The sequence below is a fragment of the Pandoraea sp. ISTKB genome, from assembly GCF_001721285.1.
Classification (GTDB): Bacteria; Pseudomonadota; Gammaproteobacteria; order Burkholderiales; family Burkholderiaceae; genus Pandoraea; species Pandoraea capi.
The window spans coordinates 136,776-161,808 of sequence record NZ_MAOS01000094.1 but is presented as its reverse complement, the minus strand read 5'-3'; the positions used below and the strand labels follow the sequence as shown (position 1 = coordinate 161,808).

The 25,033-nt window shown below is 60.5% G+C and carries 24 protein-coding genes and 1 pseudogene; 4 read left to right on the top strand and 21 right to left on the bottom strand.

The features are described from left to right. Nucleotides 1-17 precede the first annotated feature (17 nt). The gene (locus A9762_RS26765) at nucleotides 18-947 is read left to right on the top strand and encodes a DMT family transporter (protein ID WP_069344994.1); all 930 of its coding nucleotides are present in this window, start codon (nucleotides 18-20) and stop codon (nucleotides 945-947) included. A 47-nt stretch (nucleotides 948-994) separates the two neighbouring features. On the opposite strand, the gene A9762_RS26760 is transcribed toward A9762_RS26765, so the two are convergent. Next, complete coding sequence (locus A9762_RS26760) at nucleotides 995-1,333, bottom strand: RnfH family protein (RefSeq protein ID WP_069344993.1); 339 nt, start codon at nucleotides 1,331-1,333, stop codon at nucleotides 995-997. Continuing rightward, nucleotides 1,323-1,757 carry a type II toxin-antitoxin system RatA family toxin gene (locus A9762_RS26755; protein WP_069344992.1) on the bottom strand — a complete coding sequence of 145 codons (435 nt, stop codon included), beginning with the start codon at nucleotides 1,755-1,757 and terminating at the stop codon, nucleotides 1,323-1,325. Before A9762_RS26755 ends, A9762_RS26760 begins: the two co-directional genes overlap by 11 nt. Nucleotides 1,758-1,914: 157 nt before the next feature. Between A9762_RS26755 and smpB the strand changes: the two are divergent. Continuing rightward, a pseudogene (smpB, locus tag A9762_RS26750) lies at nucleotides 1,915-2,364 on the top strand (SsrA-binding protein SmpB); the annotation flags it as partial. 300 nt (nucleotides 2,365-2,664) lie between these two features. On the opposite strand, the gene A9762_RS26745 reads toward smpB, so the two are convergent. The 3 genes from A9762_RS26745 to ppsA all read right to left on the bottom strand — a co-directional run bounded on the left by A9762_RS26745 (nucleotide 2,665) and on the right by ppsA (nucleotide 6,802). Continuing rightward, complete coding sequence (locus tag A9762_RS26745) at nucleotides 2,665-3,636, bottom strand: SPFH domain-containing protein (protein ID WP_069345034.1); 972 nt, start codon at nucleotides 3,634-3,636, stop codon at nucleotides 2,665-2,667. 185 nt (nucleotides 3,637-3,821) lie between these two features. Further along, nucleotides 3,822-4,256, bottom strand: coding sequence for an NfeD family protein (locus A9762_RS26740; protein ID WP_069344990.1), 435 nt, complete (start codon nucleotides 4,254-4,256; stop codon nucleotides 3,822-3,824). A 155-nt stretch (nucleotides 4,257-4,411) separates the two neighbouring features. Then, nucleotides 4,412-6,802 (bottom strand): phosphoenolpyruvate synthase, encoded by a 2,391-nt coding sequence (ppsA, locus tag A9762_RS26735; RefSeq protein WP_069344989.1) that lies wholly within the window; start codon nucleotides 6,800-6,802, stop codon nucleotides 4,412-4,414. 287 nt (nucleotides 6,803-7,089) lie between these two features. Between ppsA and A9762_RS26730 the strand changes: the two genes are divergently transcribed. Then, on the top strand, nucleotides 7,090-7,980 hold the full coding sequence (locus A9762_RS26730) for a pyruvate, water dikinase regulatory protein (protein WP_069345033.1): 891 nt from the start codon (nucleotides 7,090-7,092) through the stop codon (nucleotides 7,978-7,980). A gap of 101 nt (nucleotides 7,981-8,081) precedes the next feature. On the opposite strand, the gene A9762_RS26725 is transcribed toward A9762_RS26730, so the two are convergent. From A9762_RS26725 to rpsB, 16 genes are all read right to left on the bottom strand, one after another. Beyond that, nucleotides 8,082-8,861, bottom strand: coding sequence for an RNA methyltransferase (locus tag A9762_RS26725; RefSeq protein WP_069344988.1), 780 nt, complete (start codon nucleotides 8,859-8,861; stop codon nucleotides 8,082-8,084). After that, the gene (rnhB, locus tag A9762_RS26720) at nucleotides 8,858-9,493 is read right to left on the bottom strand and encodes a ribonuclease HII (protein ID WP_069344987.1); all 636 of its coding nucleotides are present in this window, start codon (nucleotides 9,491-9,493) and stop codon (nucleotides 8,858-8,860) included. Before rnhB ends, A9762_RS26725 begins: the two co-directional genes overlap by 4 nt. Nucleotides 9,494-9,606: 113 nt before the next feature. Beyond that, nucleotides 9,607-10,782 carry a lipid-A-disaccharide synthase gene (lpxB, locus tag A9762_RS26715; RefSeq protein ID WP_069344986.1) on the bottom strand — a complete coding sequence of 392 codons (1,176 nt, stop codon included), beginning with the start codon at nucleotides 10,780-10,782 and terminating at the stop codon, nucleotides 9,607-9,609. A gap of 3 nt (nucleotides 10,783-10,785) precedes the next feature. Further along, nucleotides 10,786-11,577 carry an acyl-ACP--UDP-N-acetylglucosamine O-acyltransferase gene (gene lpxA, locus A9762_RS26710; RefSeq protein WP_069344985.1) on the bottom strand — a complete coding sequence of 264 codons (792 nt, stop codon included), beginning with the start codon at nucleotides 11,575-11,577 and terminating at the stop codon, nucleotides 10,786-10,788. Between the two features lie 17 nt (nucleotides 11,578-11,594). After that, nucleotides 11,595-12,053 (bottom strand): 3-hydroxyacyl-ACP dehydratase FabZ, encoded by a 459-nt coding sequence (gene fabZ, locus A9762_RS26705; protein WP_069344984.1) that lies wholly within the window; start codon nucleotides 12,051-12,053, stop codon nucleotides 11,595-11,597. After that, nucleotides 12,050-13,138, bottom strand: coding sequence for a UDP-3-O-(3-hydroxymyristoyl)glucosamine N-acyltransferase (gene lpxD, locus A9762_RS26700; protein WP_069345032.1), 1,089 nt, complete (start codon nucleotides 13,136-13,138; stop codon nucleotides 12,050-12,052). The genes fabZ and lpxD overlap by 4 nt, the downstream gene beginning before the upstream one ends. Nucleotides 13,139-13,152: 14 nt before the next feature. Continuing rightward, the gene (locus A9762_RS26695) at nucleotides 13,153-13,686 is read right to left on the bottom strand and encodes an OmpH family outer membrane protein (protein ID WP_069344983.1); all 534 of its coding nucleotides are present in this window, start codon (nucleotides 13,684-13,686) and stop codon (nucleotides 13,153-13,155) included. 52 nt (nucleotides 13,687-13,738) lie between these two features. Further along, a complete protein-coding gene (bamA, locus tag A9762_RS26690; protein WP_170836340.1) occupies nucleotides 13,739-16,042 on the bottom strand; it encodes an outer membrane protein assembly factor BamA in 2,304 nt (767 codons plus the stop codon). Nucleotides 16,043-16,115: 73 nt separating this feature from the next. Beyond that, on the bottom strand, nucleotides 16,116-17,507 hold the full coding sequence (gene rseP / locus A9762_RS26685) for an RIP metalloprotease RseP (protein WP_069344981.1): 1,392 nt from the start codon (nucleotides 17,505-17,507) through the stop codon (nucleotides 16,116-16,118). Between the two features lie 42 nt (nucleotides 17,508-17,549). Further along, nucleotides 17,550-18,749, bottom strand: a complete 1,200-nt coding sequence (gene ispC, locus A9762_RS26680) for a 1-deoxy-D-xylulose-5-phosphate reductoisomerase (protein ID WP_069344980.1) — start codon at nucleotides 18,747-18,749, stop codon at nucleotides 17,550-17,552. Between the two features lie 2 nt (nucleotides 18,750-18,751). Beyond that, complete coding sequence (locus tag A9762_RS26675) at nucleotides 18,752-19,561, bottom strand: phosphatidate cytidylyltransferase (RefSeq protein ID WP_069344979.1); 810 nt, start codon at nucleotides 19,559-19,561, stop codon at nucleotides 18,752-18,754. Next, complete coding sequence (gene uppS, locus A9762_RS26670) at nucleotides 19,561-20,343, bottom strand: polyprenyl diphosphate synthase (RefSeq protein WP_069344978.1); 783 nt, start codon at nucleotides 20,341-20,343, stop codon at nucleotides 19,561-19,563. Before uppS ends, A9762_RS26675 begins: the two co-directional genes overlap by 1 nt. Nucleotides 20,344-20,407: 64 nt before the next feature. Continuing rightward, nucleotides 20,408-20,968: a ribosome recycling factor gene (gene frr, locus A9762_RS26665; protein WP_069344977.1), complete on the bottom strand. Its 561-nt coding sequence runs from the start codon at nucleotides 20,966-20,968 to the stop codon at nucleotides 20,408-20,410. Between the two features lie 86 nt (nucleotides 20,969-21,054). Continuing rightward, entirely contained in the window at nucleotides 21,055-21,768 is a 714-nt protein-coding gene (gene pyrH, locus A9762_RS26660; protein WP_069344976.1) for a UMP kinase, read from the bottom strand. A 98-nt stretch (nucleotides 21,769-21,866) separates the two neighbouring features. After that, nucleotides 21,867-22,748, bottom strand: coding sequence for a translation elongation factor Ts (gene tsf / locus A9762_RS26655; protein ID WP_069344975.1), 882 nt, complete (start codon nucleotides 22,746-22,748; stop codon nucleotides 21,867-21,869). A gap of 156 nt (nucleotides 22,749-22,904) precedes the next feature. Beyond that, nucleotides 22,905-23,654, bottom strand: a complete 750-nt coding sequence (rpsB, locus tag A9762_RS26650; RefSeq protein ID WP_039398738.1) for a 30S ribosomal protein S2 — start codon at nucleotides 23,652-23,654, stop codon at nucleotides 22,905-22,907. Nucleotides 23,655-24,147: 493 nt separating this feature from the next. Here rpsB and map point away from each other — a divergent pair, with 493 nt between their 5' ends. Beyond that, nucleotides 24,148-25,011 carry a type I methionyl aminopeptidase gene (gene map, locus A9762_RS26645; protein ID WP_083254323.1) on the top strand — a complete coding sequence of 288 codons (864 nt, stop codon included), beginning with the start codon at nucleotides 24,148-24,150 and terminating at the stop codon, nucleotides 25,009-25,011. Nucleotides 25,012-25,033: the final 22 nt, after the last annotated feature.

Below are 25,033 nucleotides of genomic sequence, written 5' to 3'. Positions count from 1 at the left end.
CGACGAACAGGAGTTCCATGGGGAAAGGCATTGCTTACGGACTGGCGGCAGGCGCCTTGTGGGGATTGGTGTTTCTGGCCCCGCGCCAGTTGCCCGGATTCTCGCCGCTGGAATTGTCGGCGGCCCGCTACGTTCTGTACGGACTGGTATCCGCCGTGCTGCTCGCGCCGCTCTGGCCCCGCCTGCGCCACACCGTCACGGGGAACGACTGGCGCGCCCTGTTTCGCCTGAGTCTCGTCGGCAATCTCGTCTATTACCTCTTTGTGGCCGCCGCAGTCCAGATGGCGGGCATCGCCCCGGCCTCGCTGATCGTCGGCGTGCTTCCTGTCACCGTGACGCTGGTGGGTAGCCGGGATCACGGCGCCCTCCCCCTGTCGAAGCTTGCCGGACCGTTGGCGCTTATCGCGGCAGGCATCGCGTGCATCAACGTGGACGTCTTCACGCACGCCGCCGCCAGCGGCGGTGACTGGCGCCTGACGCTGATCGGCATCGTCTGCGCGGTCGGCGCGCTGGTAAGCTGGACGTGGTATGCCGTCGCAAACGCCCGCTATCTCGCGAAATTCGGACATTTCACGAGTCAGGAATGGTCGTTGCTGACGGGGGTGGCGACGGGTGTGCTGGCCATCGCGCTGGCGATCCCGGCGGTACTGCTGCCGCACCCGGTGGCGGCCGGTGCACCTCGTGACTGGCAGATGTTTTTGATGGTGAACATTGCCGTTGCCATCGGCGCATCGACCATCGGCAACGCGTTCTGGAACGCCGCGAGCCGGATACTGCCGCTAACGCTGTCGGGACAGATGATCGTGTTTGAAACGCTGTTCGCACTCGTTTATGGATTCGTCTACGAACAGCGTCTGCCGCGCCTGCTGGAATTGGCGGCCATTGTGTTGCTGCTGCTGGGGGTAAGCGCGTCGGTCCGGCTACACGCCAAACGGCCAACGCATTAGCGCGCGGGAAACACAGGACGCGGACAGGACGCGGGCGACACCCCGCGTCAGCTACCGCGCCGGCTGCTCCCCAGCCACTTCTGCCCTTCACGGCTACCTTCGTTACGCACTTTCTCGACGCGTCGCTGGCGCGCCAGCTTCGGATCGGCTTTGAGCCCCCGATAAATCTCGATACGATCACCCGTTTCGACGGCGGCGTCCAACGCACGCACCTTCCCGAACACCCCTGCCTTCATCCGGGCGATATCCAGTTCAGGAAACCGTTGCAACACACCACTACGCTCAATGGCATCGCGCATCGTAGCGCCAGCAGGCAAAGCCAGCGGGATAATCGTCTGCTCGCCCGGCAATGCGTAGCAAACTTCGACGGTCACCTCATTTGACATAGACAGTCTCCGCACGCTTGACGAACGCGTCGACGAACGTATTGGCGATGTGACTGAAAACAGGGCCGATCACCTTCTCAAGCAGGAAATTCGCAAATTCGTAGTGCAGCGAAAATTCGATCTTGCAAGCGTTCTCCCGCAGCGCCGTGAATTTCCAGGTGCCGTGAAAACGCTTGAAAGGCCCTTCGACGAAGTGCATCTGGATGGAGTGCGGACGCTCCTGGGTGTTACGCGTCGCGAACGAATGCTTCAGGCCTTTGAAGTCGATGATCAGCGACGCCTCCATGCTGTGCTCGTCCTGATGACGAATATCGACGCCACCGCACCACGGCAGGAATTTGGGGTAATCGGCGACATTGGTCACCAGGTCGTACATTTGCGCGTCCGAGAAATGCACGAGAACGGTTTTACTGACTTCGGCCATCGTCTGTCGGGCGAGGTGTATGCACGCGGCACATCCGCTATCGATATCGCATCGATCCGGCATGTGTCGCTGGCCGCCTCTTGCCGAGACTCTTTGTTAAAATCGCTATTTTACCCGAGCCCGACTCACCGGGTCCGACCAAGTTACCCGCCAAGGATCCATGAGCATCATCGACAACAGAAAGGCCTTCTTCGACTACCACATCGAGGAACGATACGAAGCCGGGATCGTGCTTGAAGGATGGGAAGTCAAGGCGATTCGCGCTGGACGAGCGCAGATCAAGGAAGGTTATGTCGTGATCAAACATGGCGAAATCTTTTTGATCGGCGCGCATATCAGCCCGCTGCAATCGGCCTCGACGCACATCTCGCCCGACCCCGTGCGCACCCGCAAGCTGCTGCTCAACGCCGACGAAATCAAGAAACTCATCGGCAAGGTGGAGCAACGCGGCTACACGCTCGTGCCGCTCAACCTGCACTACAGCAAGGGGCTCGTGAAGTGCGAGATCGGCCTGGGCAAGGGCAAGAAGCTGCACGACAAGCGCGAAACGGAAAAGGAACGCGACTGGAATCGCGAGAAGGCGCGACTGATGCGCAACCCCACGTAAGACGTTGGGAAAGACGGGCCAGCGTCTGCCAGGGCGCGACGATGGCGTTTCAGTCAGCGCTCCGAGAATCCCACGACGTTCGATCCAGCGATTTTGACCACGGCCGGACGTCGAGGTCACTCGCAGAACCCCAGAAAAAAATGCCGCTTCGATTTGCCTCGAAGCGGCATTTTCATTTCAGCCGAACGGCGGTCGCGCGTGCATGCCATGCATTTTGCGAACAACTTGCAGACCTACGCTGCGTCACGAAGGCATAGCGCAGCCTTTAATCGGCAAGCCCCCGGACCTGCGCGATGTGGCTCAGCGACGCCCCGAGTTACCAAAGCCTCCCGCACTCCCTTCCGGCGGCACGCCTGAGCCGCCTTCCGTGCCGCGCACGATCTTGAGCGCCGACGCGATCATCCCGCTCATGTCGGACAGATTGCCCGGCACGATCAGCGTGTTATTCGTCTTCGCCATCTTGCTGAACGCGTCGACATACTGTTCGGCCACCTTCAGGTTGACGGCTTCCATGCCACCCTGCGTCTGAATGGCCGTCGCAATTTTGTGGATGGCTTCGGCGTTGGCCTCCGCCACGGCAAGAATCGCTGCGGCCTCCCCTTGCGCCTGGTTGATCGCCGCCTGACGTTCACCTTCCGATTTCTGGATCGCCGCTTCACGTGCACCGGAGGCCAGGTTGATCTGCTCCTGCTTCTTCCCCTCCGACGCCGCGATCAACGCACGCTTCTCACGCTCTGCCGTGATCTGGGCCTGCATGGCATGCAGAATTTCCTTGGGCGGCGTCAGATCCTTGATCTCGTAACGCAGCACTTTCACGCCCCAGTTCGCGGCGGCCTCGTCGAGTGCATTCACCACGCTGTGGTTGATGAACTCGCGCTCTTCGAACGTCTTGTCCAGTTCAAGTTTGCCGACCACGCTACGCAGCGTCGTTTGTGCCAACTGCGTGATCGCGACGATGAAGTTGCTCGAACCATACGACGCCTTCATCGGATCCGTCACCTGAAAGTACAAAATGCCGTCGACCTGCAACTGCGTGTTGTCCTTGGTGATACAGATCTGGCTCGGTACATCGAGCGGAATTTCCTTGAGCACATGCTTGTAAGCCACGCGATCCACGAACGGCACGACGATCGACATGCCGGGAGTGAGTGTCGCGTGATACTTGCCCAGACGCTCCACCACCCATGCGTGCTGCTGCGGCACGATCTTGATCGAGCGCGCTGCAATGATGACCGCGATGATGAAGAGAATAAATGCGACGTTGGATATCATGTTTTCCCCCGAAAGCGTCTGCCCCACTAGCAGACTGGTTTCCTGTCACCCGCGATAGCAGGTCTTGCTATCAGACAGCGGTAAAGGCTAAGTGTTCGCTGGTGTCATCAGCATCGACGCATGTCGACGCCCGCTGGCACGACGATCCCATCCACCTGACATCCCTGAGCTCCCGCTACATCCGTTTAGGGCGTGGCATGCACGACGTACAACCGGCTGCCGCGCACTTCCCGGATCACGAACCATCCGGCATCTGGCGCTTCGCCCGGCATCAGTTCGATATCCCACTCGGCGCCACGATACATGGCGCGTGCCTGACCATCAGGCCGCCACGACTCCACGCGCAGTCGCTGGCCGATATCGAGATTGGTATTGGGGTCTGCCGACGCATCGACCTTGATGCGGCGCTTGCCGAACCGGCTACGACGCAGCACCCAGACCGCCACGCCCGCCACCACCGCGGCCGTCACCCATTGCAATGGCCAGTCGGCGCGCAGCAGCGCGGCAACGCCACCGGCAGCGACGCCGAGCGCCACCATCAGGAGGTAGAACGTCCCGCTCGCCAGCTCCAGCACCACGATCAATCCGGCAACGCCGAACCAAAGCCAAGCCTGCTCCATTGCAACTCCCCAAAACAAAAAACCCCGGTGTAATACCGGGGTTTATAGCATGAAACGTACCGATTAGCGCATGCATCCCAAGGGAATGCCCAGCTTTTCGGCCGCGTCCGAGATGCCGCTCGGACGCGTCCTATTTCAGGCGTTTCTCGTCAAGCTTACTTCGTCAGCTTGGCCAGTTGCTGCCACGTCTCCATCACCGTATCCGGGTTGAGAGACATCGACGCAATCCCTTCCTTCGCCAGCCACTCAGCCAGGTCCGGATGGTCCGACGGGCCCTGACCGCAGATACCGACATACTTGCCCTTCGACAAGCAAGCCTTGATCGCGCGGCTCAGCATGAACTGCACCGCCGGGTCACGCTCGTCGAAGTCCTTCGCCAGCAATTCCATGCCCGAATCGCGATCCAGACCCAGCGTGAGCTGCGTCAGATCGTTCGAACCGATCGAGAAGCCGTCGAAGAACTCGAGGAACTCGTCGGCCAGAATGGCGTTCGACGGCACTTCGCACATCATGATCAGCTTCAGACCGTTTTCACCGCGCTTCAGACCGTAGTCGGCGAGCATGTTGACCACGCGCTCCGCCTGACCCAGCGTACGCACGAACGGCACCATGATTTCGACGTTCGTCAGGCCCATCTCGTCGCGAACACGCTTGAGCGCACGGCACTCCATCTCGAAGGCTTCGGCGAAGTCTTCCGAGATGTAGCGCGACGCACCACGGAAACCCAGCATCGGGTTTTCTTCGTCCGGCTCGTAACGCGAACCACCGATGAGCTTCTTGTACTCGTTCGACTTGAAGTCCGACAGACGCACGATCACGCTCTTCGGGTAGAACGCCGCAGCGATCGTGGCGATGCCCTCGGCCAGCTTGTCGACGTAGAACGCACGCGGCGACGCGTGACCGCGAGCCACCGACTCGACCGCCTTCTTCAGGTCGGCGTCGATGTTCGGGTACTCGAGAATCGCGCGCGGGTGCACACCGATGTTGTTGTTGATGATGAACTCGAGGCGCGCCAGACCCACACCTTCGTTCGGCAGTTGCGCGAAGTCGAAGGCCAGTTGCGGGTTGCCCACGTTCATCATGATCTTGACCGGGATCTTCGGCATTTCGCCGCGCTGGATCTCGGTGACTTCGGTCTCGAGCAGACCGTCGTAAATCTTGCCTTCGTCGCCTTCCGCGCACGAAACGGTCACCAGCGCGCCGTCCTTGAGCACGTCGGTGGCGTCACCGCAACCAACGACGGCCGGCACACCCAGCTCACGCGCAATGATGGCCGCGTGGCAGGTACGGCCGCCACGGTTCGTCACGATGGCCGACGCACGCTTCATCACCGGCTCCCAGTTCGGGTCGGTCATGTCGGCAACCAGCACGTCGCCCGGCTGCACACGTTCCATTTCGCTCGGATCCATGATCACGCGCACAGGACCGGCGCCGATCTTCTGGCCGATAGCGCGGCCCGTGGCCAGCACCGGGGCATCGCCCTTGAGCTTGAAGCGCTGCTCGGCCTTGCCTGCCGACTGGCTCTTCACGGTTTCCGGACGCGCCTGAAGGATGTAGATCTTGCCGTCCTTGCCGTCCTTGCCCCACTCGATGTCCATCGGACGACCGTAGTGCTTCTCGATGATCAGCGCGAACTTGGCCAGTTCGGCGCAATCGTCATCGGTGATCGAGTAGCGGTTGCGCAGCTCCATCGGCACGTCGATCGTCTTCACACGGCCCGGTTCGCCCGGTTGCGTGAATTCCATCTTGACGAGCTTCGAGCCCAGCGTACGGCGAATGATCGGGTACTTGCCGGCGTTGAGCGTCGGCTTGAAGACGTAGAACTCGTCCGGGTTCACGGCGCCCTGCACGACCGTCTCACCCAGGCCATAGCTGGCCGTGATGAAGACGACGTCCTGGAAGCCCGATTCCGTGTCGATCGTGAACATCACGCCCGACGCACCGCAGTCCGAGCGCACCATGCGCTGCACACCGGCCGACAGCGCCACTTCGGCGTGCGTGAAGCCCTTGTGAACGCGATACGAAATGGCACGGTCGTTGTACAGCGACGCGAACACATGCTTCATGCGATCGAGCACGTCTTCGATGCCGACGACGTTCAGATAGCTTTCCTGCTGACCGGCGAACGACGCATCCGGGAGGTCTTCGGCCGTAGCCGACGAGCGCACGGCGAACGACGCGTCCGGCTGGTCGGCCGTGATGCGTGCGAATTGCTCGCGAATTCCCTGCTCGAGCTGCGGTTGCAGCGGTGCGTCGATGATCCATTGACGGATTTCGGCACCGGCCTCGGCGAGCGCCTTGACGTTGTCCACGTCGAGACCCTCGAGACGCTTGGCAACGCGCTCGGTCAGGTTGTTGTGCTGGAGGAACTCGCGGAATGCGAAAGACGTCGTGGCGAAGCCACCCGGCACGCGAACCCCTGCGTTGGCCAGTTGGCTGATCATTTCGCCAAGCGATGCATTCTTGCCGCCGACCGACTCGACGTCGGTCATGCGCAGATGCTCAAACGGCACCACGTAGGCGCCGTCGTGTGCTGCGTTAGTCATAAAAGCCCCTAAAGTAAGAAAAAAAATTCTCGATGGATCGGCTGGGACTGACATGGGCCGATCGACCTGTTGGATAAGGAATCGCGCTGTGGTGGCGCCTACGCCGCGCTTTGGTATCGTCGAGTGCCAGGGGCTAGCGCCCGACGACTGGCTCCGAACCACCGCCAATTCCCGGAACACCCCGCCAGACGGGGCTTCCACGGAACTTCGCGCGATGGTCGCGCAATTGCTTATCCAACAAGTTGCCGCTATTCTACCGTGCAATGCACCATTTTGCGATTCTGCGCATGAGCGACGCCACCACTCCCGGAAATTCCCCGTCCCCCGCCGCAGGCACGCCCGCCGCGTCGGCCAAACCCATCGCCACGCGGCCCGTTTTCATCGTGTCCGATGGCACGGGGATCACCGCCGAAACGTTTGCGCACTCGATCCTCGCGCAATTCGAGATGCGTTTCCGTCAGATTCGCGTTCCGTTCGTGGATTCCGTCGATAAAGCCTATGAAACGGCGCAACGGATCAACGAAATGTATCGGAGCGAGGGCGTACGTCCGATCATCTTCAGCACGCTGGTGGATGCCCGGGCCAACGAAATCCTGCGCAATTGCCAGGGCGTGATCCTGGACATGTTTCAAACGTTCATCGAACCGCTGGAACTGGAACTCGGCCTGAAGTCGATGCACGCCATCGGGCGCGTTCACCAGAATGCCGACAGCGAAGCGTACAAGAACCGGATCGAGGCGGTGAATTTCTCGCTGGCGCACGACGACGGACAATCCAACAAGAATCTGCAGAGCGCCGACGTGATTCTCGTGGGCGTGTCGCGTAGCGGCAAGACCCCGACGACGCTCTACCTCGCCATGCAATATGGTGTGAAAGCCGCCAACTATCCGTTGATTCCCGATGATTTCGAGCGCGAGAAACTGCCCTCCACGCTCGATCAGTACAAGGACAAGATTTTCGGACTTTCCATCGATCCGCAACGTCTTTCGGAGATCCGCAACGAACGTCGCCCGGGCAGCAAATACGCATCGCTCGAGAACTGTCGTTACGAAGTCAACGAGGCCGAGGCCATGATGCGTCGCGAAGGCATCAAGTGGCTGTCCTCGACACACAAGTCGATCGAGGAAATCGCCACGACGATCCTTCAGGAAATCAAGCTGGAGCGCGACGTTTACTAACGACGTCGAGCCCTGCGCAGAAGCACACAGAAATAAGAAGGCAGTAAAAAGGGACGCCATGAGCGTCCCTTTTGCTACGTCCTCAAGACTGAAGAACGTCGTTACGACAACCGCTGCCGCACCGCTTCGAACAGACAGATCGCCGCACAGGCGGCGACGTTCAGCGACTCCATGCCGCCGGGTTGCGGAATGCGGATCGGCGTCTGCACCCGATCGAGCCAGTGAGGCGAAACACCCGCGCCCTCGTTCCCGAATACCCAGGCCACCGGCGCGCTCAAGTCCTGCTCGTAAAGCGACGTGCTCGCTTGCAAGCTGGTCGCCAATAGCGGCACCGACAAACGCGGCGCCAGCGAATCCGGCGTGCAATGCTCCACGATATTTAGCGAAAAATGAGCGCCCATCCCTGCGCGCAACACTTTGCTCGACCACGTGAGTGCCGTACCCGACATGCAATAGATGTCGCGTACACCGGCAGCCGCGGCGCTTCTCAAGATGGAGCCAACGTTCCCCGCATCCTGCACGGCGTCGAGAATGACGCAGTCGGCGGTCTGCGACGCAGGCAAATGCCCCGACGGCATCTCCACGACGAACAGCAGCGGCACGCCATTGACCAGCGTCGACAACGGTTCGAACAGCGCATCCGGCAGGCACACACGGCGATCAGCATCGACCTTCGCCCAGATATGCGCCACTTCGGCATTTTCGAGTGCCGACTCCGCCGCGACACAGACGAGCGGTTGTCCGAGCGCCCCCAGATAGGCATCCGCAAGATGTACGCCTTCGAGTAGCGTCTGTCCCAGCTTGCGTCGTTGCTGATTCGACTGCGCCAGTTGCTTCAGGCGCTTGTAAAACGGATTGTCTTTGGAGCTGATGAGTTTCATGACGAACGCACCATGCGCGACACCGTCAGCGTGCCGAAAATTTCAAACGCTTCGCGCACCGGCGCAAACGACTGACGATGATGCGGACTCGGTCCATGTGCACGCAGCGCTGCAAGATGCTTCGGCGTACCGTATCCGACGTGTTCGTCGAAACCGTACTGCGGAAACTCCTCATGCAACGCGGCCAATTGACGGTCGCGCGTCACCTTGGCCAGAATGGACGCCGCCGAAATCGCGGGCACCTTGTCGTCGCCCTTGATGACGGCCTCCGCGCGCATCGGCAGCGCCGGACAACGATTCCCGTCGATGAGCGCCAATGCCGGCACACGCGACAGTCCATTCACCGCGCGCTGCATCGCCAGCATCGTCGCGTGCAAAATGTTCAGCGAATCGATCTCCGCAACACTCGCTTCGGCGATGCAAAACGCGAGCGAGCGCTCCACGATCTCCTCGTACAGTGCTTCGCGTCGCAGCGCCGTGAGTTTCTTTGAATCGGCCAGCCCCTTGATCGGACGCGACGGATCGAGAATGACCGCAGCCGTGACGACAGGTCCGGCCAGCGGTCCGCGCCCGACTTCATCAACACCACACGTCAGATCGGCCGCGACATCCGCGAACAGATCGAACGCCATTTGCGGTGCAGATGTCTTGGCACCGGCGCGTGCCCGAGGTGTGGCCGATGCCGGTGAAGCCCCACGACTTGATGTCGACTTACGTACCGTTCGACGCACTTTGACGTCTTCACTCATATGCGCCCCTTCTCACGAAGCACGCGCTCGATCACTTCCGCCGAGCGTGCTGCCGTGTTCTGGCGCAACTGCTCGTGAATCTTCGTAAAGCGCGCTTGTAGCGAGTCGCGCAACGCCGAGTCCGTCAACTGCTTCCAGACGGCGTCCGCGAGTGCCTCGGGCGTCGCAAAATGTTGCAGCAATTCCGGCACGACAAACTCGCCGCAAAGAATGTTAGGCAAGCCGACGTAAGGCAGATAGCCCTGTCGTTTCATGATCTGCGCCGTCAGCCAGGGCACCTTGTAGGAGATGACCATCGGCTTCTTGTACAGCGCAGCTTCGAGGGTGGCCGTCCCACTGGCGAGAAGCACGCTGTCCGCCGCCTCCAGAGCCAGCGGCGCGCGGCCGTCGATCACCGTCAGATGAAGATCGCGATGTGCATCGAAAATCGGCTGCATCAACGTACGCAAGCGCGGCGTTGCTGCCGGCAACACGAAACGAATCGAGGGATCGCGCTTCGCGAGCAGACGCATGGCGGCAAAAAACACCGGCGTCAGCCGCTGCACTTCAGACGTACGACTGCCCGGGAGGATCGCCACGACAGGCGCATCGCCTTCGAGCCCGAGCTTCGCTCGCGCCCCCGCAACATCAGGCACCATCGGAATCTTGTCGGCCATCGGATGGCCTACGAAGGTCGCGTCGATGCCTGCGCGGTGATAGATCTCCGGCTCGAATGGGAACAGGCACAGCATGTGGTCGACGGCACGCTTGATCTTCTTGATCCGCCCACCACGCCACGCCCAGATCGACGGGCTGACGAAGTGAATCGTCGGAACCCCCGCTTCACGCAGCTTGATTTCGAGATCGAAATTGAAGTCGGGCGCGTCGAAGCCGACGAACGCCATCGGCTTCTCAGCGAGCCAGCGCTCGCGAAGCTGCTTGCGAATCGAGAGAATCTCGCGCAGATGCTTGATGACTTCGACGTAACCCATGACGGAGAGCTTGTCGATCGGCCAATAGGCGTCGAAGCCCTCTTCCGCCATATGGGGCCCACCGACACCTGCGTACGCGATGTCGGCCGGAAGACGCTGTTTGAGACCGGCAAGCACGTTGCCGGCAATGAGATCGCCTGACAGCTCCCCGGCTACCATCGCCAGGGTTCGCTGGCCGGCGCCGGGAAGGGTCGGCGGCATAGGTCAGCGCACGATACCGCGCGTGCTTGCGTTGAGGAAGTCGAGCAGCGAACGGACAGCTTCGAAGACGTCCGGCGCACCCGCATTGCCAAAGGCTTCGATTTGCACCTTGGCCTCGTCGAGCGTCAATCCGCTCTTGTAAAGCAACTTGTAGGCGTGGCGCAGCGCCGTGATTGCATCGGCCGAGAAGCCGCGACGACGCAGGCCTTCAACGTTGATGCCGTAAGGCACCGCGCGGTCGCCCGACGCGATGACGAATGACGGCACGTCCTGCACGAGCACCGAAGCACCGCCTACCATGGCGTGAGCACCGATGCGCACGAACTGGTGCACACCGGTCATGCCGCCGATGATGGCCCAGTCGTCGACATGCACGTGACCGGCCAATTGCGCGTTGCTCGAAAACACGGTGTGATTGCCAACGTGGCAATCGTGCGCGATGTGCACGTAAGCCATGATCCAGTTGTCGTTACCGACGCCGGTCAGACCACCATCCTGCACCGTACCGGTGTGAATGGTCGTGAACTCGCGAATCGTGTTGCGATCGCCAATGACGAGCTTGGTCGGCTCGCCCGCATACTTCATGTCCTGCGGACTACCGCCAATCGACGCGAACGGGCCAATCTTGTTGCCCTCGCCCAGCGTCGTGTGACCGTCGACAACCGTATGCGCGAGAATCTGCGTACCGGCGCCGACCGTCACGTTCGGACCAACAATCGCATAAGGGCCGACGACCACGTCGTCCGCCAGTTGCGCCTTCGGATCGACGACTGCGGTGGAATGAATGTTCGTCATGAGCGTCTCGTTTCCGGTTATTCGCCGTTCTTCTTGACCATGCAAACGAACTCGGCTTCGGCGGCCATCTTGCCGTCTACCGTCGCAACACCCTTGAACTTGAAGAAGCCCAGCTTTCCGCTAATGAAATCGACATCGAGAACGAGTTGATCGCCGGGTTCGACCGGTCGCTTGAAGCGAACTTTTTCAATCCCTACGAAATAGTAAAGCGTGTTCTCGTCGTGCACCGGCTCGTCGGAAAACGTCAGCAGTGCAGCGGCCTGAGCCAGCGCTTCGACGATCAGCACACCCGGCATCACCGGACGCTGCGGGTAATGGCCGGTGAAATACGGCTCATTGATCGTCACGTTCTTGATGACCTTGATGTTCTTGTGCGGCTCCAGTCCAATCACGCGATCCACCATCAGCATCGGATACCGATGCGGCAGCAGCTTCATGATCTTGTGGATGTCGATATTGATAGTGGTCTCGCTCATTTGTCTTGCAGGTCCTTGACCTTCGCTTCAAGTTGTCGCACGCGATCGCGCATCTTGTCCAGATTGCGCATGATGGCCGCGTTTTTATTCCATTCGGCGTTCGGAATTGCCGGAAACGCGCTGGTAAATGTGCCCGGGCCAGGGATCGATTTCGACACGCCCGACTTGGCGGTGACGATCACCTTGTCGCCGATCGTCACGTGACCGGCAACACCGACGTTACCACCCAGCATGCAGAACTTCCCGATAGTGCTGCTGCCGGCAATGCCCGTACACGCAGCAATTACCGTGAACGCACCGACACGCACGTTGTGCGCGATCTGCACCAGATTGTCGATCTTGCAACCGCGCTCGATGACCGTATCGGCCATGGCGCCGCGATCGATCGTCGTGGAGGCACCGATCTCTACATCGTCCTCGATCACCGCGCGGCCGACCTGGGGAATCTTGACCCATTCGCCGCCTGTGGCAGAGAAATCGGGGGCAAAACCGAACCCGTCCGAGCCGATCACGGCACCGGCCTGAATCACACAGCGGGCGCCGATGACTGTCGTGTGATAAAGCGTGACGTTCGGATAAACGAGCACATCGTCGCCTACCGTCGCCCCCCGACCGACGAACACATTCGCCATCAGGCGAACACGCTCACCCAGCCGCGCACCGGCCTCGATCACGACGTTCGGTCCGATCACGCAGGATGCCGGCACCACAGCCGTCGGATCGACGCTGGCACTCGGATGAATCCCGGCAGGCGGCACCGGCGTAGCTGCCTGAGCAAACATCTGCGCGACCCGCGCAAAGTAGGCGTACGGATTCGGCGCGACGATCCACGCGCGACCTTCGTGCGAAGGCAGCTTATCGAAGTCGGCTTTGGAAAGAATGACGGCGGCAGCGCCCGAGTTAGGCACTTCCGCGAGATACAACGGATTGGACAGGAACGCGAGTTGGCGTGCGCCGGCACGATCAAGCGGCGCAAGACCGTCGACGCTCACGTTTTCGTCGCCCACGAGTTCGCCGCCGAAGCGTGCGATCAACTGCGCCAGCGTGACGGAGGGAACGGATAGAGCGGACGACGATCCCGACATGGACTGCGCACCCGTCACTTGCCGCTGGTGCTACCCGAACTTGCGTTCAGGGTCTTCAGCACCTTGTCCGTGATGTCGATACGCGGGCTCACATAGACCGCTTCCTGCACGATCAGGTCGTACTTGTCCGCTTCCGCAATCTGCTTGATCACACGGTTGGCGCGGTCGAGCACGGCGGCGAGCTCTTCGTTGCGACGCTGGTTCAGGTCTTCACGAAACTCGCGTTGCTTGCGTTGAAACTCGGTGTCGGCAGCGGCCAGATCGCGTTGACGCTTGGCACGCTCGGCGTCGCTCAGCGTCGGATTGTCCTTGTCGAGCTTGTCCGACATCGCCTTGAGACGTTGAGCCATATCTTGCAACGCCTTGTCCCGCGTGGAGAACTCGGCTTCGAGTTTGGCTTGCGCAGCCTTGGCCGGCGTGGAATCGCGCAGAATGCGATCCGAATTGACAGCGGCGATGCGCGCATCCTGAGCCGAAGCCGCAAAGGCGACCCCGGCCAGCAACGCCGCGGCGACGCCGCGAAGGCAATGCTTACGGATACCGTTCAATGTATTACCCCTTACAACGATGAAACATTCGGAACCGGTCGAAATACCGTCGTTAGAACGACGTACCGACCTGGAACTGGAATTTCTGATACTGGTCGCCCGTCTTCTTGACGAGCGGGAAGCCCATCGACAACTTGAGCGGGCCAATCGGCGAAATCCACGACAGACCGAAGCCGTAAGAATAGCGCAGGTTGTTAACGGTAATCGCCTGGCCGTTATCGAACACATTACCACCATCGAAGAACGTGAAGATACGGAGCGTACGGTCATAACCCGTGCCCGGCAGCGGGAAAGTCAGTTCGACGTTGCCGATCAGCTTCGATGCACCACCCAGCGGTTCGCCGTTGGTGTCCTTCGGACCCAGCGAGCTCGGCTCATAACCACGCACCGAACCGATACCGCCGGCGAAGTAGTTCTTGAAGATCGGGAACGGCTGACCGCCCATGCCGTGGCCATAACCGACTTCACCGTTCAACGCCAGCGTAAAGCCGCGGCTCACCGGATAGTAGTACTGGTGCTGGTAATAAGCGCGGAAGTACTTGGTCGTTCCGATCGGCGTGCCGATTTCGATGTTGGCCTGCTGGTAATGACCGCGGTTCGGGATCAACGCGCTGTCACGCGAGTCGCGCGACCAACCCACCGTCAGCGGGTAGTTGTTGCTGACGTAACCGAACTGGTTCGCATAGTCGATGTAGCGTTGCGGCGTGGTGCCGTCGCTCGTCAAATGCAGACGCGTCTGTTCGAAGCCCAAGCCGAAGAAGACCGTGTCGACTTCCGAGAATGGCACGCCGAACTTCAGGTTACCGCCGAGCGTATTGATACGGAAATCCGAATCGCTCGTCAGCAGCAGCGGCTGGTACGTACGATAGTAAATATCGGTAATACGGCTCACGCCGTCGACCGTGAAGTACGGATCGACCTGCGTCACGGCGAGGGTACGGTACGTCTTACCGGTGTTCACGTTCACCGACAGCGAGGTGCCCGAGCCGAACACGTTGTCCTGGCTGATACCTGCCTGCAACACCACCTTATCGGTCGACGAGAAGCCCGCACCGATGTTGATGGTACCGGTCGGCTTTTCTTCCACCTTCACCTGAAGGTCGACCTGGTCGTTCGAACCGGCAACCGGCTCGGTCGTCACGTTCACGTCGGTGAAGTAGCCCAGACGGTTGATACGGTCTTGCGACAGCTTGAGGCGGTCGGCGTCGTACCACGAGCTTTCGAGCTGACGCAATTCGCGGCGAATGACCTCGTCACGCGTACGCGAGTTGCCCACGATGTTGATCTTGCGAACGTACACGCGACGACCCGGATCGATCGTCAGCGTCAGCGCAACGGTGTGATTGTTGCGGTCGATGGTCGGCTGGGCGTTCACGTTCGCGAAAGCGAAGCCGTAGTTGCCCAACAGATCGGAAATGGCCTTCGTGCTCGCTTGCAGCTTGGCAGCCGAGAACGTATCTCCGGCCTTCAGTTGCACGAGCTTCTGCACGTCGTCCTGCTTGCCCAGCATTTCACCGGAGAGCTTGACGTCGGACACCTTGTACGGCTCGCCTTCGTGCAGGTTGATCGTCAGGTACATCTGGTCCTTGTCCGGCGTAATCGAAACGTCGGTGGAGTCGATGTTGAATTCCAGATACCCGCGATTCAGGTAGAACGAGCGCAGCTTTTCCAGGTCGCCCGTCAGCTTGTCCTTGGAGTACAGGTCGTTCTTCGAATACCAGGACAGCCAGTTCGGCGTACCCAACTCCATTTCTGCCGTCAGATCCGACGAGGAGAATGCCTTGTTGCCGACGAAATTGATCTGCTGGATCGTGGCCTTCGGGCCTTCCGTCACGGCGAACTGGATGCCGACGCGATTGCGTTCAAGGGGAGTGATCGTCGTCTTGACCTCGGCAGCGTAGTAACCGCGCGTGAGGTATTGACGCTTGAGTTCCTGCTCCGACTTGTCGAGCAGGTTACGGTCGAAGGTGCGACCTTCGGTCAGGCCGACCGAGCGCAGAGCCTTCTTCAAACCGTCCTTGTCGAATTCCTTGATGCCGAGGAAGTCGATGGAAGCAATGGCGGGACGCTCGTTGACGTGCACCACCAGCACGCTGCCCTGCGCTTCAACGCTCACATCGGAGAACAGGCCCGTAGCGTAAAGGGCACGAATTGCTTCGGTACCCTTATCATCGTTGAACTTGTCACCCGGCTTGACGGGCAGGTACGAAAACACGGTACCGGGTTCAATACGCTGCAAGCCCTCCACTCGGATATCCTTGACCACAAAGGGCTCGACGGCGCGTGCCAGAAAACTGTGTGCCGCCAGAACCGCAATCACCAGGGTCTTCGGAACAAGGTGGTATTTATTCGACAACTTGCTTCCCCAAGAAACAATTGAATCGTAAAAACTCGGATTTGCCTGCGACCGGCAGGCACGTGACGCTGTCCTAGTGCAGCAACTTCGACAGGTCGTTGAAAAGTGCTACGGCAGAGAGCGCAAGGATGCAAACGATGCCCACTCGTTGCAGCGCGCCCTGCCACCGCTCGGAAACTGCCCGACCGGTAATCGCTTCGACCGCATAATATAACAGATAGCCACCGTCCAAAACCGGAATCGGCAATAGATTCAATACGCCCAGGCTAATGCTGACAAGCGCCAGAAAGGCTACGAAATAATCGAGCCCGAGCCGCGCCGAACGTCCCGCGTAGTCCGCAATCGTGACCGGTCCGCTGAGATTTTTGAGCGATGCCTGCCCGGTGATCATTTTCCCGAACATCCGCACGCTGAACGCCGTCACATCCCACGTACGCTGCGCCCCTCGTCCGATCGCCTCGAACAATCCGTAACGAACCGTCACCGAATCGACCTGGCTGGCCAATGCCGCTCCGATTTTGCCGACGCGCGCACCACCCGCCGCAGCAGGATCTGCTTCGGCGCTCGGTGTCAGCGTGACGTTGCTCAAGGCGCCATCGCGGCGCACGGTCAGCGTCATGGGCTTGCCCGGATGCGCCCGCACCGCATCCACAAGCGCCTTGGCCGACGCCACGGGACTGCCGTCCACCGCCGTGATCTCATCGCCTACACGCAGCCCGGCAAGCCCCGCCGCCCCACCCGCCATGATCTGCCCGACCTTGACCCGTGCCGACGGTACCAGCCCCAGGCGCTGCATGAAGTCCTGCTCGCCGTCAGCGTCGAAGTGCTGACCAGCCGCGTCCAACGTATATTCCGCACGGCCGTCCCGCGTCCGCGCAACCAGCGTCACGCGCTGCCCCTCGATCATCGGATCGACGAGACGCCAGCGAAGATCTTCCCAGGAGCGGACGGCCGTTTCATCCCCGACCGCCTCATCGGGATTTCTCCCGTTGTCACGGACACCGGTAATCAGTTCACCGCCCGAGAACCCCGCCCGAGCCGCAAGCGTGCCCGCCGGCGGCGGCGCAATGCGCGCCACAGGCTCAGTCACGCCAGCCAGATTCAGGCCGGCGTAAAGCGCAATAGCAAGAAGGAAATTGGCAATCGGCCCTGCGGCCACGATGGCGAAGCGCTTGTAGACCGATTTCTGATTGAACGCCCGGGAACGGTCTTCCGGCGCAACGATCTGGGTCTCGTCTCGCTCGTCGAGCATACGGACATAGCCGCCGAGCGGCAGCGCGCAGATCGTCCATTCCGTGCGATCCCGGCCCATCGTCCACTTGAGCAATGGCGCACCGAAACCCACGGAAAACCGGAGCACCTTCACACCACACAATCGCGCGACGGTGTAGTGGCCCAGCTCATGGAACACCACCAGGACGCCAATGGCGATGGCGAACGCAAGCAACGTGGTCAGTAAATTCATGAGCAGACGGGCCCTGGAGACGTTACGACATGATGAGCGGCGTCAGGAACGCGCCGGCGCGGGCAACTTGGCGACGATGGCCGTCGCCAGTTCACGTGCACGGCGGTCAGCCTCGAGCACCACGTCGAGCGACGTGGCTTCGCCTACCGGCACGGCGTCGAGCACCTGCTCGACAACCTGCGCAATCGCGGTAAAACGGATACGTCCATCGAGGAACGCCGCCACCGCCACTTCGTTCGAGGCATTGAGCAGTGCGCCGGCCGTGCCACCACGATGCAACGTGTCGAATGCCAGACGCAAGCACGGGAAACGACGCAGATCCGGCGCTTCGAACGTCAGCTTGCCGATGTCAGCAAGATTCAGCCCCGGCACACCCGACGTCACCCGATCCGGGAACGCAAGCGCATGGGCGATCGGCGTACGCATGTCGGGGTTACCGAGTTGCGCCAGCGTAGAGCCATCCGTGTAGGTCACCATCGAGTGAATCACGCTTTGCGGGTGAATCAGCACCTCGATCTTCTCGGGCGGCATATTGAACAGCCAGTGAGCCTCGATGACCTCCAGGCCCTTGTTCATCATGCTGGCCGAATCCACCGAGATCTTCCGGCCCATGACCCAGTTCGGATGGGCGCACGCCTCGTCCGGCGTGACGTTATCGAGAGACGCCAGTTCGCGCTCCCGGAACGGACCGCCCGAAGCCGTCAAGACCAGTTTTTCCACGCCACGCGTGGAAATCCGATTTTCGCCAGCGACCTGCGGCAGGCACTGGAAAATGGCGTTGTGTTCGCTGTCGAGCGGCAGCAAGGTGGCCCCTGCGCGCTCGGCCGTAGCCATGAACAGCGCACCGGACAGCACCAACGACTCCTTGTTCGCCAGCAAGATTCGCTTGCCCGCACGTGCGGCGGCGAGCGTCGACTGAAGGCCTGCTGCACCGACGATCGCCGCGACGACCATCGTAGGCTCCGCCGCTTCGGCGATATCGACGAGCGCTTGCGGGCCATAGGCCACATCGATCTTCAATCCGGCTTCGGCCAGTCGAGCCGAGAGGACGCTTGCGCCTTCGGCATCTGCGACAACCGCGACTTTCGGACGATGCGCAACGCACTGCTCGAACAGACGGTCGAGGTTACGGTGTGCCGACAGTGCGTAGACCGAGAAGCGATCGGGGTGACGCCCCACGACATCGAGCGTGCTAACGCCGATAGAGCCTGTGGAGCCAAGAATGGAGAGACGTTGCGACATGATCAGACGAAGAGCAGAGCCAGCGGTAGCACCGGGAGGAGCGCGTCGATTCTGTCGAGCACGCCGCCATGACCGGGCAGCAGCGCGCTGGAATCCTTCACGCCGGCTTGCCGCTTGAGTTGAGATTCGAACAGATCGCCCACGACCGAAAAGGCGACCAGGACCGTGAGCGTCAATGCGCCGAGTGCGAGGCCCTGCGTGCTGGCGAGATAGGAAACGATCGTGGGGGCTTGCAGACCGCTGGCGAGCACTACTGCCGCGACCACGAGCACCAACAGCCAACCACCGATTGCACCTTCCCAGGACTTGCCCGGACTGATGGACGGCGCAAGCTTGCGCTTGCCGAACGCCCGGCCAGCAAAATACGCGCCGGTGTCGGCGAGCCACACGATCACGAGCACGGAGAGCAGGAAAGCCACGCCGCGCTCACGCGCCAGACAAAGTGCTTGCCACGCAGCAATCAGCACCACGGGCCCGGCGACCAACAACAGGCCACGCCATGCGCCCTTCGTCGCCGGCTTGCGCGCAAGTGTGTAAGGTCCTGCGAGCAGCCAGAAGATTGCTGCGGGTTTGAGCCAAATGGAAGACAACGTCCAGCCGCCCCCCCATGTCAGCCCAACGCCGAGCAAAGCCAGTGCGCCGTAGAAGATCGCACCGGTGCCGTTGAGTCCAACCAGTCGCCCCCACTCCCAACCCGCAGCAGCCACGATGACGGCCGCGAGCAATGCGAACTGCGCCGGCGTACCGACGAAGATCACGGGCAAAAGAATGGCGAGAAGTACGACAGCGGTAATAACGCGTGTCTTGAGCATCAGGCGGATTGTCCCGAGGGGTTCTGGACTTGAGCGCTGGTACGACCGAAACGGCGTTCGCGCTGCTGAAACTCGGCGACGGCTCGCTTGAGCGTATTGGCGTTGAAGTCCGGCCAGAATTCTTCGGTGAAATACAACTCAGTGTACGCCAGTTGCCAAAGCAGAAAATTACTGACGCGCTGATCGCCGCCGGTGCGGATAAAGAGATCCGGCTCCGGCGCATAAGCCATGCTGAGATAAGGCGCGAGGTCGTCCTCTGAGAACGATGACTCGAGTGCCGACGCCCCGCCCTGCGCAACGCGCGCCGCGGCAAGCTTCTGAGCTGCCTGGAGAATATCCCATCGCCCGCCGTAGTTCGCGGCGATGGTCAACGTCAGCCCCTTATTGTCCTGCGTGCGCTCCTCTGCCCGCCGGACGAGTTCCTGAATGCGCGGCTCGAACGCTTCGAGCGCGCCAATGACGCGAAGACGAATGCCATTACTGTGCAACTTACCCACCTCGCGTTCGAGCGCGAGAATGAACAACTGCATCAGCGTCGAGACTTCATCCTGAGGACGACGCCAGTTCTCGGAACTGAACGCGAACAGGGTCAAGTACTCGACGCCGAGCTCAGCACATGCCGTCACCGCCTCACGCACGGCATCAACGCCGCGCTTGTGCCCCGCCACGCGGGGCAATTTACGACTGGTAGCCCAACGCCCGTTGCCATCCATGACGATGGCAACGTGGCGCGGAATGCTCGCTGTCTCTGGAGCAGAAAGCGTAGAGCTGAGAAAACCCATTGAGATACGGCGCGGGAGTCGAGCGCGAAAGTCTACGGAGATCGTGCGGTAAGTGCCGAGGCACTCAGACCGTCATGATCTCGGCGTCCTTCTGCTTGACCAGCTCATCGATCTCGGCGACGAACTTGTCGGTAAACTTCTGAACGTCATCACCACCACGACGCTCGTCGTCTTCCGAAATTTCCTTGTCCTTCACCAGCTTCTTAAGCTGCTCATTGGCATCGCGACGCAGGTTACGCACGGCAACCTTGGCGTTTTCACCTTCCGACTTGACCAGCTTGGTCATTTCGCGACGACGCTCTTCGGTCAACTGGGGCATCGGCACACGAATCAGGTCACCCTGCGTTGCCGGGTTCAGACCCAGATCCGACTCGCGAATCGCCTTCTCGACCTTGGCCACCATGTTCTTTTCCCACGGTTGCACGCCAATCGTGCGGGCGTCGACCAGGCTCACGTTGGCCACTTGAGAGATGGGCACCATCGAACCGTAGTAATCGACCTGGACGTGATCGAGCAGACCCACGTGTGCGCGGCCGGTACGAATCTTCGCCAGGTTGTTCTTGAACGACTCGATCGAGCTCTTCATCTTTTGCTCGACATTCTTCTTGACGTCAGCAACGCTCATGGCAACCTCCAAACCTAAAATTTGTTACGCAAACATAAATGATACGGCGTCGGCGCGCCAATGCACGCGGACGCCGCAATTTGAACTCAAACGTGGACGAGCGTTCCCTCGTCTTCGCCGAGAATGACGTGCTTGAGCGCGCCCGGCTTCACAATCGAGAAAACGCGCACCGGCATCTTCTGATCGCGGCACAGCGCAAAAGCCGTCGCGTCCATGACCTGCAAGTTCTTCGAGATAGCCTCGTCGAAGCTGATGGTCGAGTACTTTACTGCGTCCGGATCCTTCTTGGGATCGGCCGAGTACACGCCGTCGACCTTAGTCGCCTTGAGCACCACCTCTGCACCGACTTCCGAGCCGCGCAATGCCGCAGCCGTGTCGGTCGTGAAGAACGGGTTGCCCGTACCGGCGGCGAAGATCACGACTTTACCTTCTTCAAGCTGGCGGATCGCGCGCGGGCGGATGTACGGTTCGACGACCTGGTCCATACGCAGCGCGGATTGCACACGCGCTTCGATGCCGGCGTGACGCATGGCGTCCTGCAACGCCAGGGCGTTCATCATCGTGGCGAGCATCCCCATGTAGTCGGCCGTTGCGCGGTCCATGCCTGCGGCACCACCAGCCACACCGCGGAAAATATTGCCACCGCCGATCACGACGGCCAATTGCGTGCCCAGGCGAACGACTTCGGCGATATCGCCAACCATCCGTTCGATGGTTGCGCGATTGATACCGAACGAATCGTCACCCATGAGGGCTTCACCAGAGAGCTTGAGAAGTACGCGTTTGTAAGGAGTAGACATGGCGGTCCTTAAGAAGTCTGGTCGGGCACTGTTGGGGTATTCTGGATGAAACAACGGGGACGGCACCGCCGCCCCCGGATACTACGGTACTGCGCGAATTACGACTGCTTTGCGGCGGCCACTTGCGCAGCCACTTCGGCAGCGAAGTCGTCTTGCTTCTTCTCGATGCCTTCGCCGACCACGAACATGGTGAAACCCTTGACCGTGGTGTTGTTGGCCTTGAGCATCTGCTCGACGGTTGCCTTGTCGTCCTTCACGTACGTCTGGTTGAACAGCGAGACTTCCTTCAGGAACTTCTGCACGCTGCCTTCCACCATCTTGGCGACGATCTCGGCCGGCTTGCCCGATTCGGCGGCCTTTTCGGCGGCAACCTTGCGTTCCTTCTCGATCAGTTCCGACGAAACCTGATCACCCGACACAGCGACCGGCTTCATGGCGGCGATGTGCATGGCAACGTTCTTGCCGACTTCAGCATCGGCACCGTCGTACTCGACGACCACGCCAATGCGCGTACCGTGCAGGTAAGCAGCCAGCTTGCCCGACGTTTCATAGCGCTGGAAGCGACGGATCGTCATGTTTTCACCAATCTTGCCGATCAGGTCGGCACGGATCTGGTCAACGGTCTTGCCGTCGAGCGGCAGTGCCGACAGGGCAGCGACGTCGGCCGGGTTGTTATCTGCGACCAGCTTGGCCAGGTCGTTGGCGAACTTCAGGAAGTCGTCGTTCTTCGAGACGAAGTCGGTTTCGCAGTTGATTTCAACCACGGCACCCTTGCCGCCATCGATGTAAGCCGAGATCACGCCTTCTGCGGTGATACGGCTCGCGGCCTTGCTGGCCTTGCTACCCAGCTTGACACGCAGGATTTCTTCAGCACGGACCATGTCGCCGTTGGCTTCGGTCAGCGCCTTCTTGCATTCCATCATCGGCGCATCGGTCTTGGCGCGCAGTTCGCCCACCATTGCTGCAGTAATTGCCGGCATATCGTTACTCCTGTATATCGAATCAGTGTCGGGAAAGGGCATCGCTCGGACGGCCTCACCGCCCGCCCCTGGCGCCCCGCTCACCCGACGCGGGGAAATCGAACTAAAAAAAAGGGGCGCCACAAGCAGCCCCTTTTGTTACGCAGCGGTGGCCGCTTACGCCTCTTCGTTCACTTCGACGAACTCGTCGCCTTCGCCGCGAACGGCTTCAACGACTTCCTTGACGGCGTTTGCACGGCCTTCGAGGATCGCGTCAGCAACGCCTTGGACGTACAGCTCGACAGCCTTGCTCGAGTCGTCGTTACCCGGAATCACATAATCCACACCTTCCGGCGAGTGGTTCGTATCGACCACAGCGATCACCGGAATGCCCAGCTTGTTGGCTTCGGTGATGGCGATCTTGTGATAGCCGACGTCGACGACGAAGATGGCGTCGGGCATGCCGCCCATTTCCTTCACGCCACCGATCGACTTTTGCAGCTTGGCCATTTCGCGATCGAACAGCAGCGCTTCCTTCTTGCTCATGCGCTCTTGCTCGCCGGCTTCCAGCGCCTGCTCCATGTCCTTGAGCTTCTTGATCGACGACTTCAGGGTCTTGAAGTTCGTCAGCATGCCGCCCAGCCAACGGTTGTTGACGTACGGCATACCGGCACGTGCCGCGGCTTCGGCCACGATGTCACGCGCTTGACGCTTCGTACCCACGAACAGGATCGTGCCGCGGTTTGCTGCCAGTTGACGCACATACTTCAGTGCATCCTGGTACATCGGCAACGTCTTTTCGAGGTTGATGATGTGAATCTTGTTGCGATGGCCGAAGATATAGGGGGCCATCTTGGGGTTCCAGAAACGGGTTTGGTGACCAAAGTGGACGCCCGCTTCCAGCATCTGACGCATCGTGACAGACATGTGATTCTCCGTGAGGGTTAGGTCTTAGACCGGCTGCCGTACCCGTTTCGTCAGACTGCCATACAGCTTTGCATGACCCGCCTGCGAAGATCGGGCACCCTGGGTGCGCCGGCCCGCGATTTCAAAAGTTCCAAGCCGATGAAGCGAATATCGCCAGGCTTTCTCACCGGATCGAACGCCTTTTGGCACCAAATTGGGGCCAACTGCGTCAAAATCCCGATGAAACTCGCCAAAAACCGAGGGGAAACCCTCGACCTTATTGACAACTCGTCCTCGACTTAGCCCGAGATTATAGCATCGCAGCGTGCCTGTACTCAAGCGACATGTGAACTTGCGATGACACGCCGGAAATGCCCGGTTTGCGCGGCTTGCCAGCCAATCGGGCCGCCTTTCCGACGACGCCTTCGGAATCGGCGAAACCAACCCTCGGAACGCTCCGAAATCCGCGCCAGGCAAGGCTAAAAGCCGGCCAAAACCCGCCATTGATGCGATAATGCGTCACTGTTTACGCAATTTGCCCGATTCCGCAATGGCTATCACCCTCAAGAATGCCCACGACATTGAAATGATGCGCGTTGCCTGCCGCCTGGCTAGCGAGGTGCTCGATTTCATCACGCCGCACGTGCGCGCCGGCGTCACCACCGGGGAGCTCGACCGCCTCTGCCACGAATTCATGGTCAAGGAGCAAGGCACGGTTCCCGCCCCGCTGAACTACCAGCCGCCCGGCTACCCCCCTTACCCGAAAGCCACCTGCATTTCGGTCAATGACGTGATCTGCCACGGCATTCCCGGCGAGAAGGCCCTCAAGAACGGCGACGCCCTGAACATTGACATCACGGTGATCAAGGACGGCTATTTCGGCGATACGAGCCGCATGTTCATCGTCGGGGACGGCACGATTCTCGCGAAACGTCTGGCGCAAGTGACCTATGAGTGCATGTGGCTCGGCATCAATCAGGTCCGCCCGGGCGCACGTCTTGGCGACATCGGACAGGCGATTCAGACGCACGCCGAAGCACAGGGTTACAGCGTAGTGCGCGAGTATTGCGGCCACGGTATCGGTCAGGTCTTCCACGAAGATCCGCAGATTCTGCATTACGGACGTCAAGGTACTGGCATCGAATTGCAGGCCGGCATGATTTTTACCATCGAGCCGATGATCAATGCGGGTAAGCGGGAAATTCGGACGATGCCTGATCAATGGACGGTCAAGACACGCGATCGCAGCCTGTCGGCACAGTGGGAACACACAATCCTCGTGACCGAAACCGGCCACGAGGTGCTGACGCACTCGGCACTCACGCCGCCGCCGCCGCCGGGGTCCTCTTATGTAGCGTCTTTCGCAACATCCGTCTGAGCAATCATCGTTCGGCCGCCGG

Bases quoted from the DNA above. Each gene is read 5' to 3' on its own strand.
- A9762_RS26765 (WP_069344994.1), top strand. From the start codon at position 18: ATGGGGAAAGGCATTGCTTACGGACTGGCGGCAGGCGCCTTGTGGGGA.
- A9762_RS26760 (WP_069344993.1), bottom strand. From the start codon at position 1,333: ATGTCAAATGAGGTGACCGTCGAAGTTTGCTACGCATTGCCGGGCGAG.
- A9762_RS26755 (WP_069344992.1), bottom strand. From the start codon at position 1,757: ATGGCCGAAGTCAGTAAAACCGTTCTCGTGCATTTCTCGGACGCGCAA.
- A9762_RS26745 (WP_069345034.1), bottom strand. From the start codon at position 3,636: ATGATATCCAACGTCGCATTTATTCTCTTCATCATCGCGGTCATCATT.
- A9762_RS26740 (WP_069344990.1), bottom strand. From the start codon at position 4,256: ATGGAGCAGGCTTGGCTTTGGTTCGGCGTTGCCGGATTGATCGTGGTG.
- ppsA (WP_069344989.1), bottom strand. From the start codon at position 6,802: ATGACTAACGCAGCACACGACGGCGCCTACGTGGTGCCGTTTGAGCAT.
- A9762_RS26730 (WP_069345033.1), top strand. From the start codon at position 7,090: ATGAGCGACGCCACCACTCCCGGAAATTCCCCGTCCCCCGCCGCAGGC.
- A9762_RS26725 (WP_069344988.1), bottom strand. From the start codon at position 8,861: ATGAAACTCATCAGCTCCAAAGACAATCCGTTTTACAAGCGCCTGAAG.
- rnhB (WP_069344987.1), bottom strand. From the start codon at position 9,493: ATGGCGTTCGATCTGTTCGCGGATGTCGCGGCCGATCTGACGTGTGGT.
- lpxB (WP_069344986.1), bottom strand. From the start codon at position 10,782: ATGCCGCCGACCCTTCCCGGCGCCGGCCAGCGAACCCTGGCGATGGTA.
- lpxA (WP_069344985.1), bottom strand. From the start codon at position 11,577: ATGACGAACATTCATTCCACCGCAGTCGTCGATCCGAAGGCGCAACTG.
- fabZ (WP_069344984.1), bottom strand. From the start codon at position 12,053: ATGAGCGAGACCACTATCAATATCGACATCCACAAGATCATGAAGCTG.
- lpxD (WP_069345032.1), bottom strand. From the start codon at position 13,138: ATGTCGGGATCGTCGTCCGCTCTATCCGTTCCCTCCGTCACGCTGGCG.
- rseP (WP_069344981.1), bottom strand. From the start codon at position 17,507: ATGAATTTACTGACCACGTTGCTTGCGTTCGCCATCGCCATTGGCGTC.
- ispC (WP_069344980.1), bottom strand. From the start codon at position 18,749: ATGTCGCAACGTCTCTCCATTCTTGGCTCCACAGGCTCTATCGGCGTT.
- A9762_RS26675 (WP_069344979.1), bottom strand. From the start codon at position 19,561: ATGCTCAAGACACGCGTTATTACCGCTGTCGTACTTCTCGCCATTCTT.
- uppS (WP_069344978.1), bottom strand. From the start codon at position 20,343: ATGGGTTTTCTCAGCTCTACGCTTTCTGCTCCAGAGACAGCGAGCATT.
- frr (WP_069344977.1), bottom strand. From the start codon at position 20,968: ATGAGCGTTGCTGACGTCAAGAAGAATGTCGAGCAAAAGATGAAGAGC.
- pyrH (WP_069344976.1), bottom strand. From the start codon at position 21,768: ATGTCTACTCCTTACAAACGCGTACTTCTCAAGCTCTCTGGTGAAGCC.
- tsf (WP_069344975.1), bottom strand. From the start codon at position 22,748: ATGCCGGCAATTACTGCAGCAATGGTGGGCGAACTGCGCGCCAAGACC.
- rpsB (WP_039398738.1), bottom strand. From the start codon at position 23,654: ATGTCTGTCACGATGCGTCAGATGCTGGAAGCGGGCGTCCACTTTGGT.
- map (WP_083254323.1), top strand. From the start codon at position 24,148: ATGCGTCACTGTTTACGCAATTTGCCCGATTCCGCAATGGCTATCACC.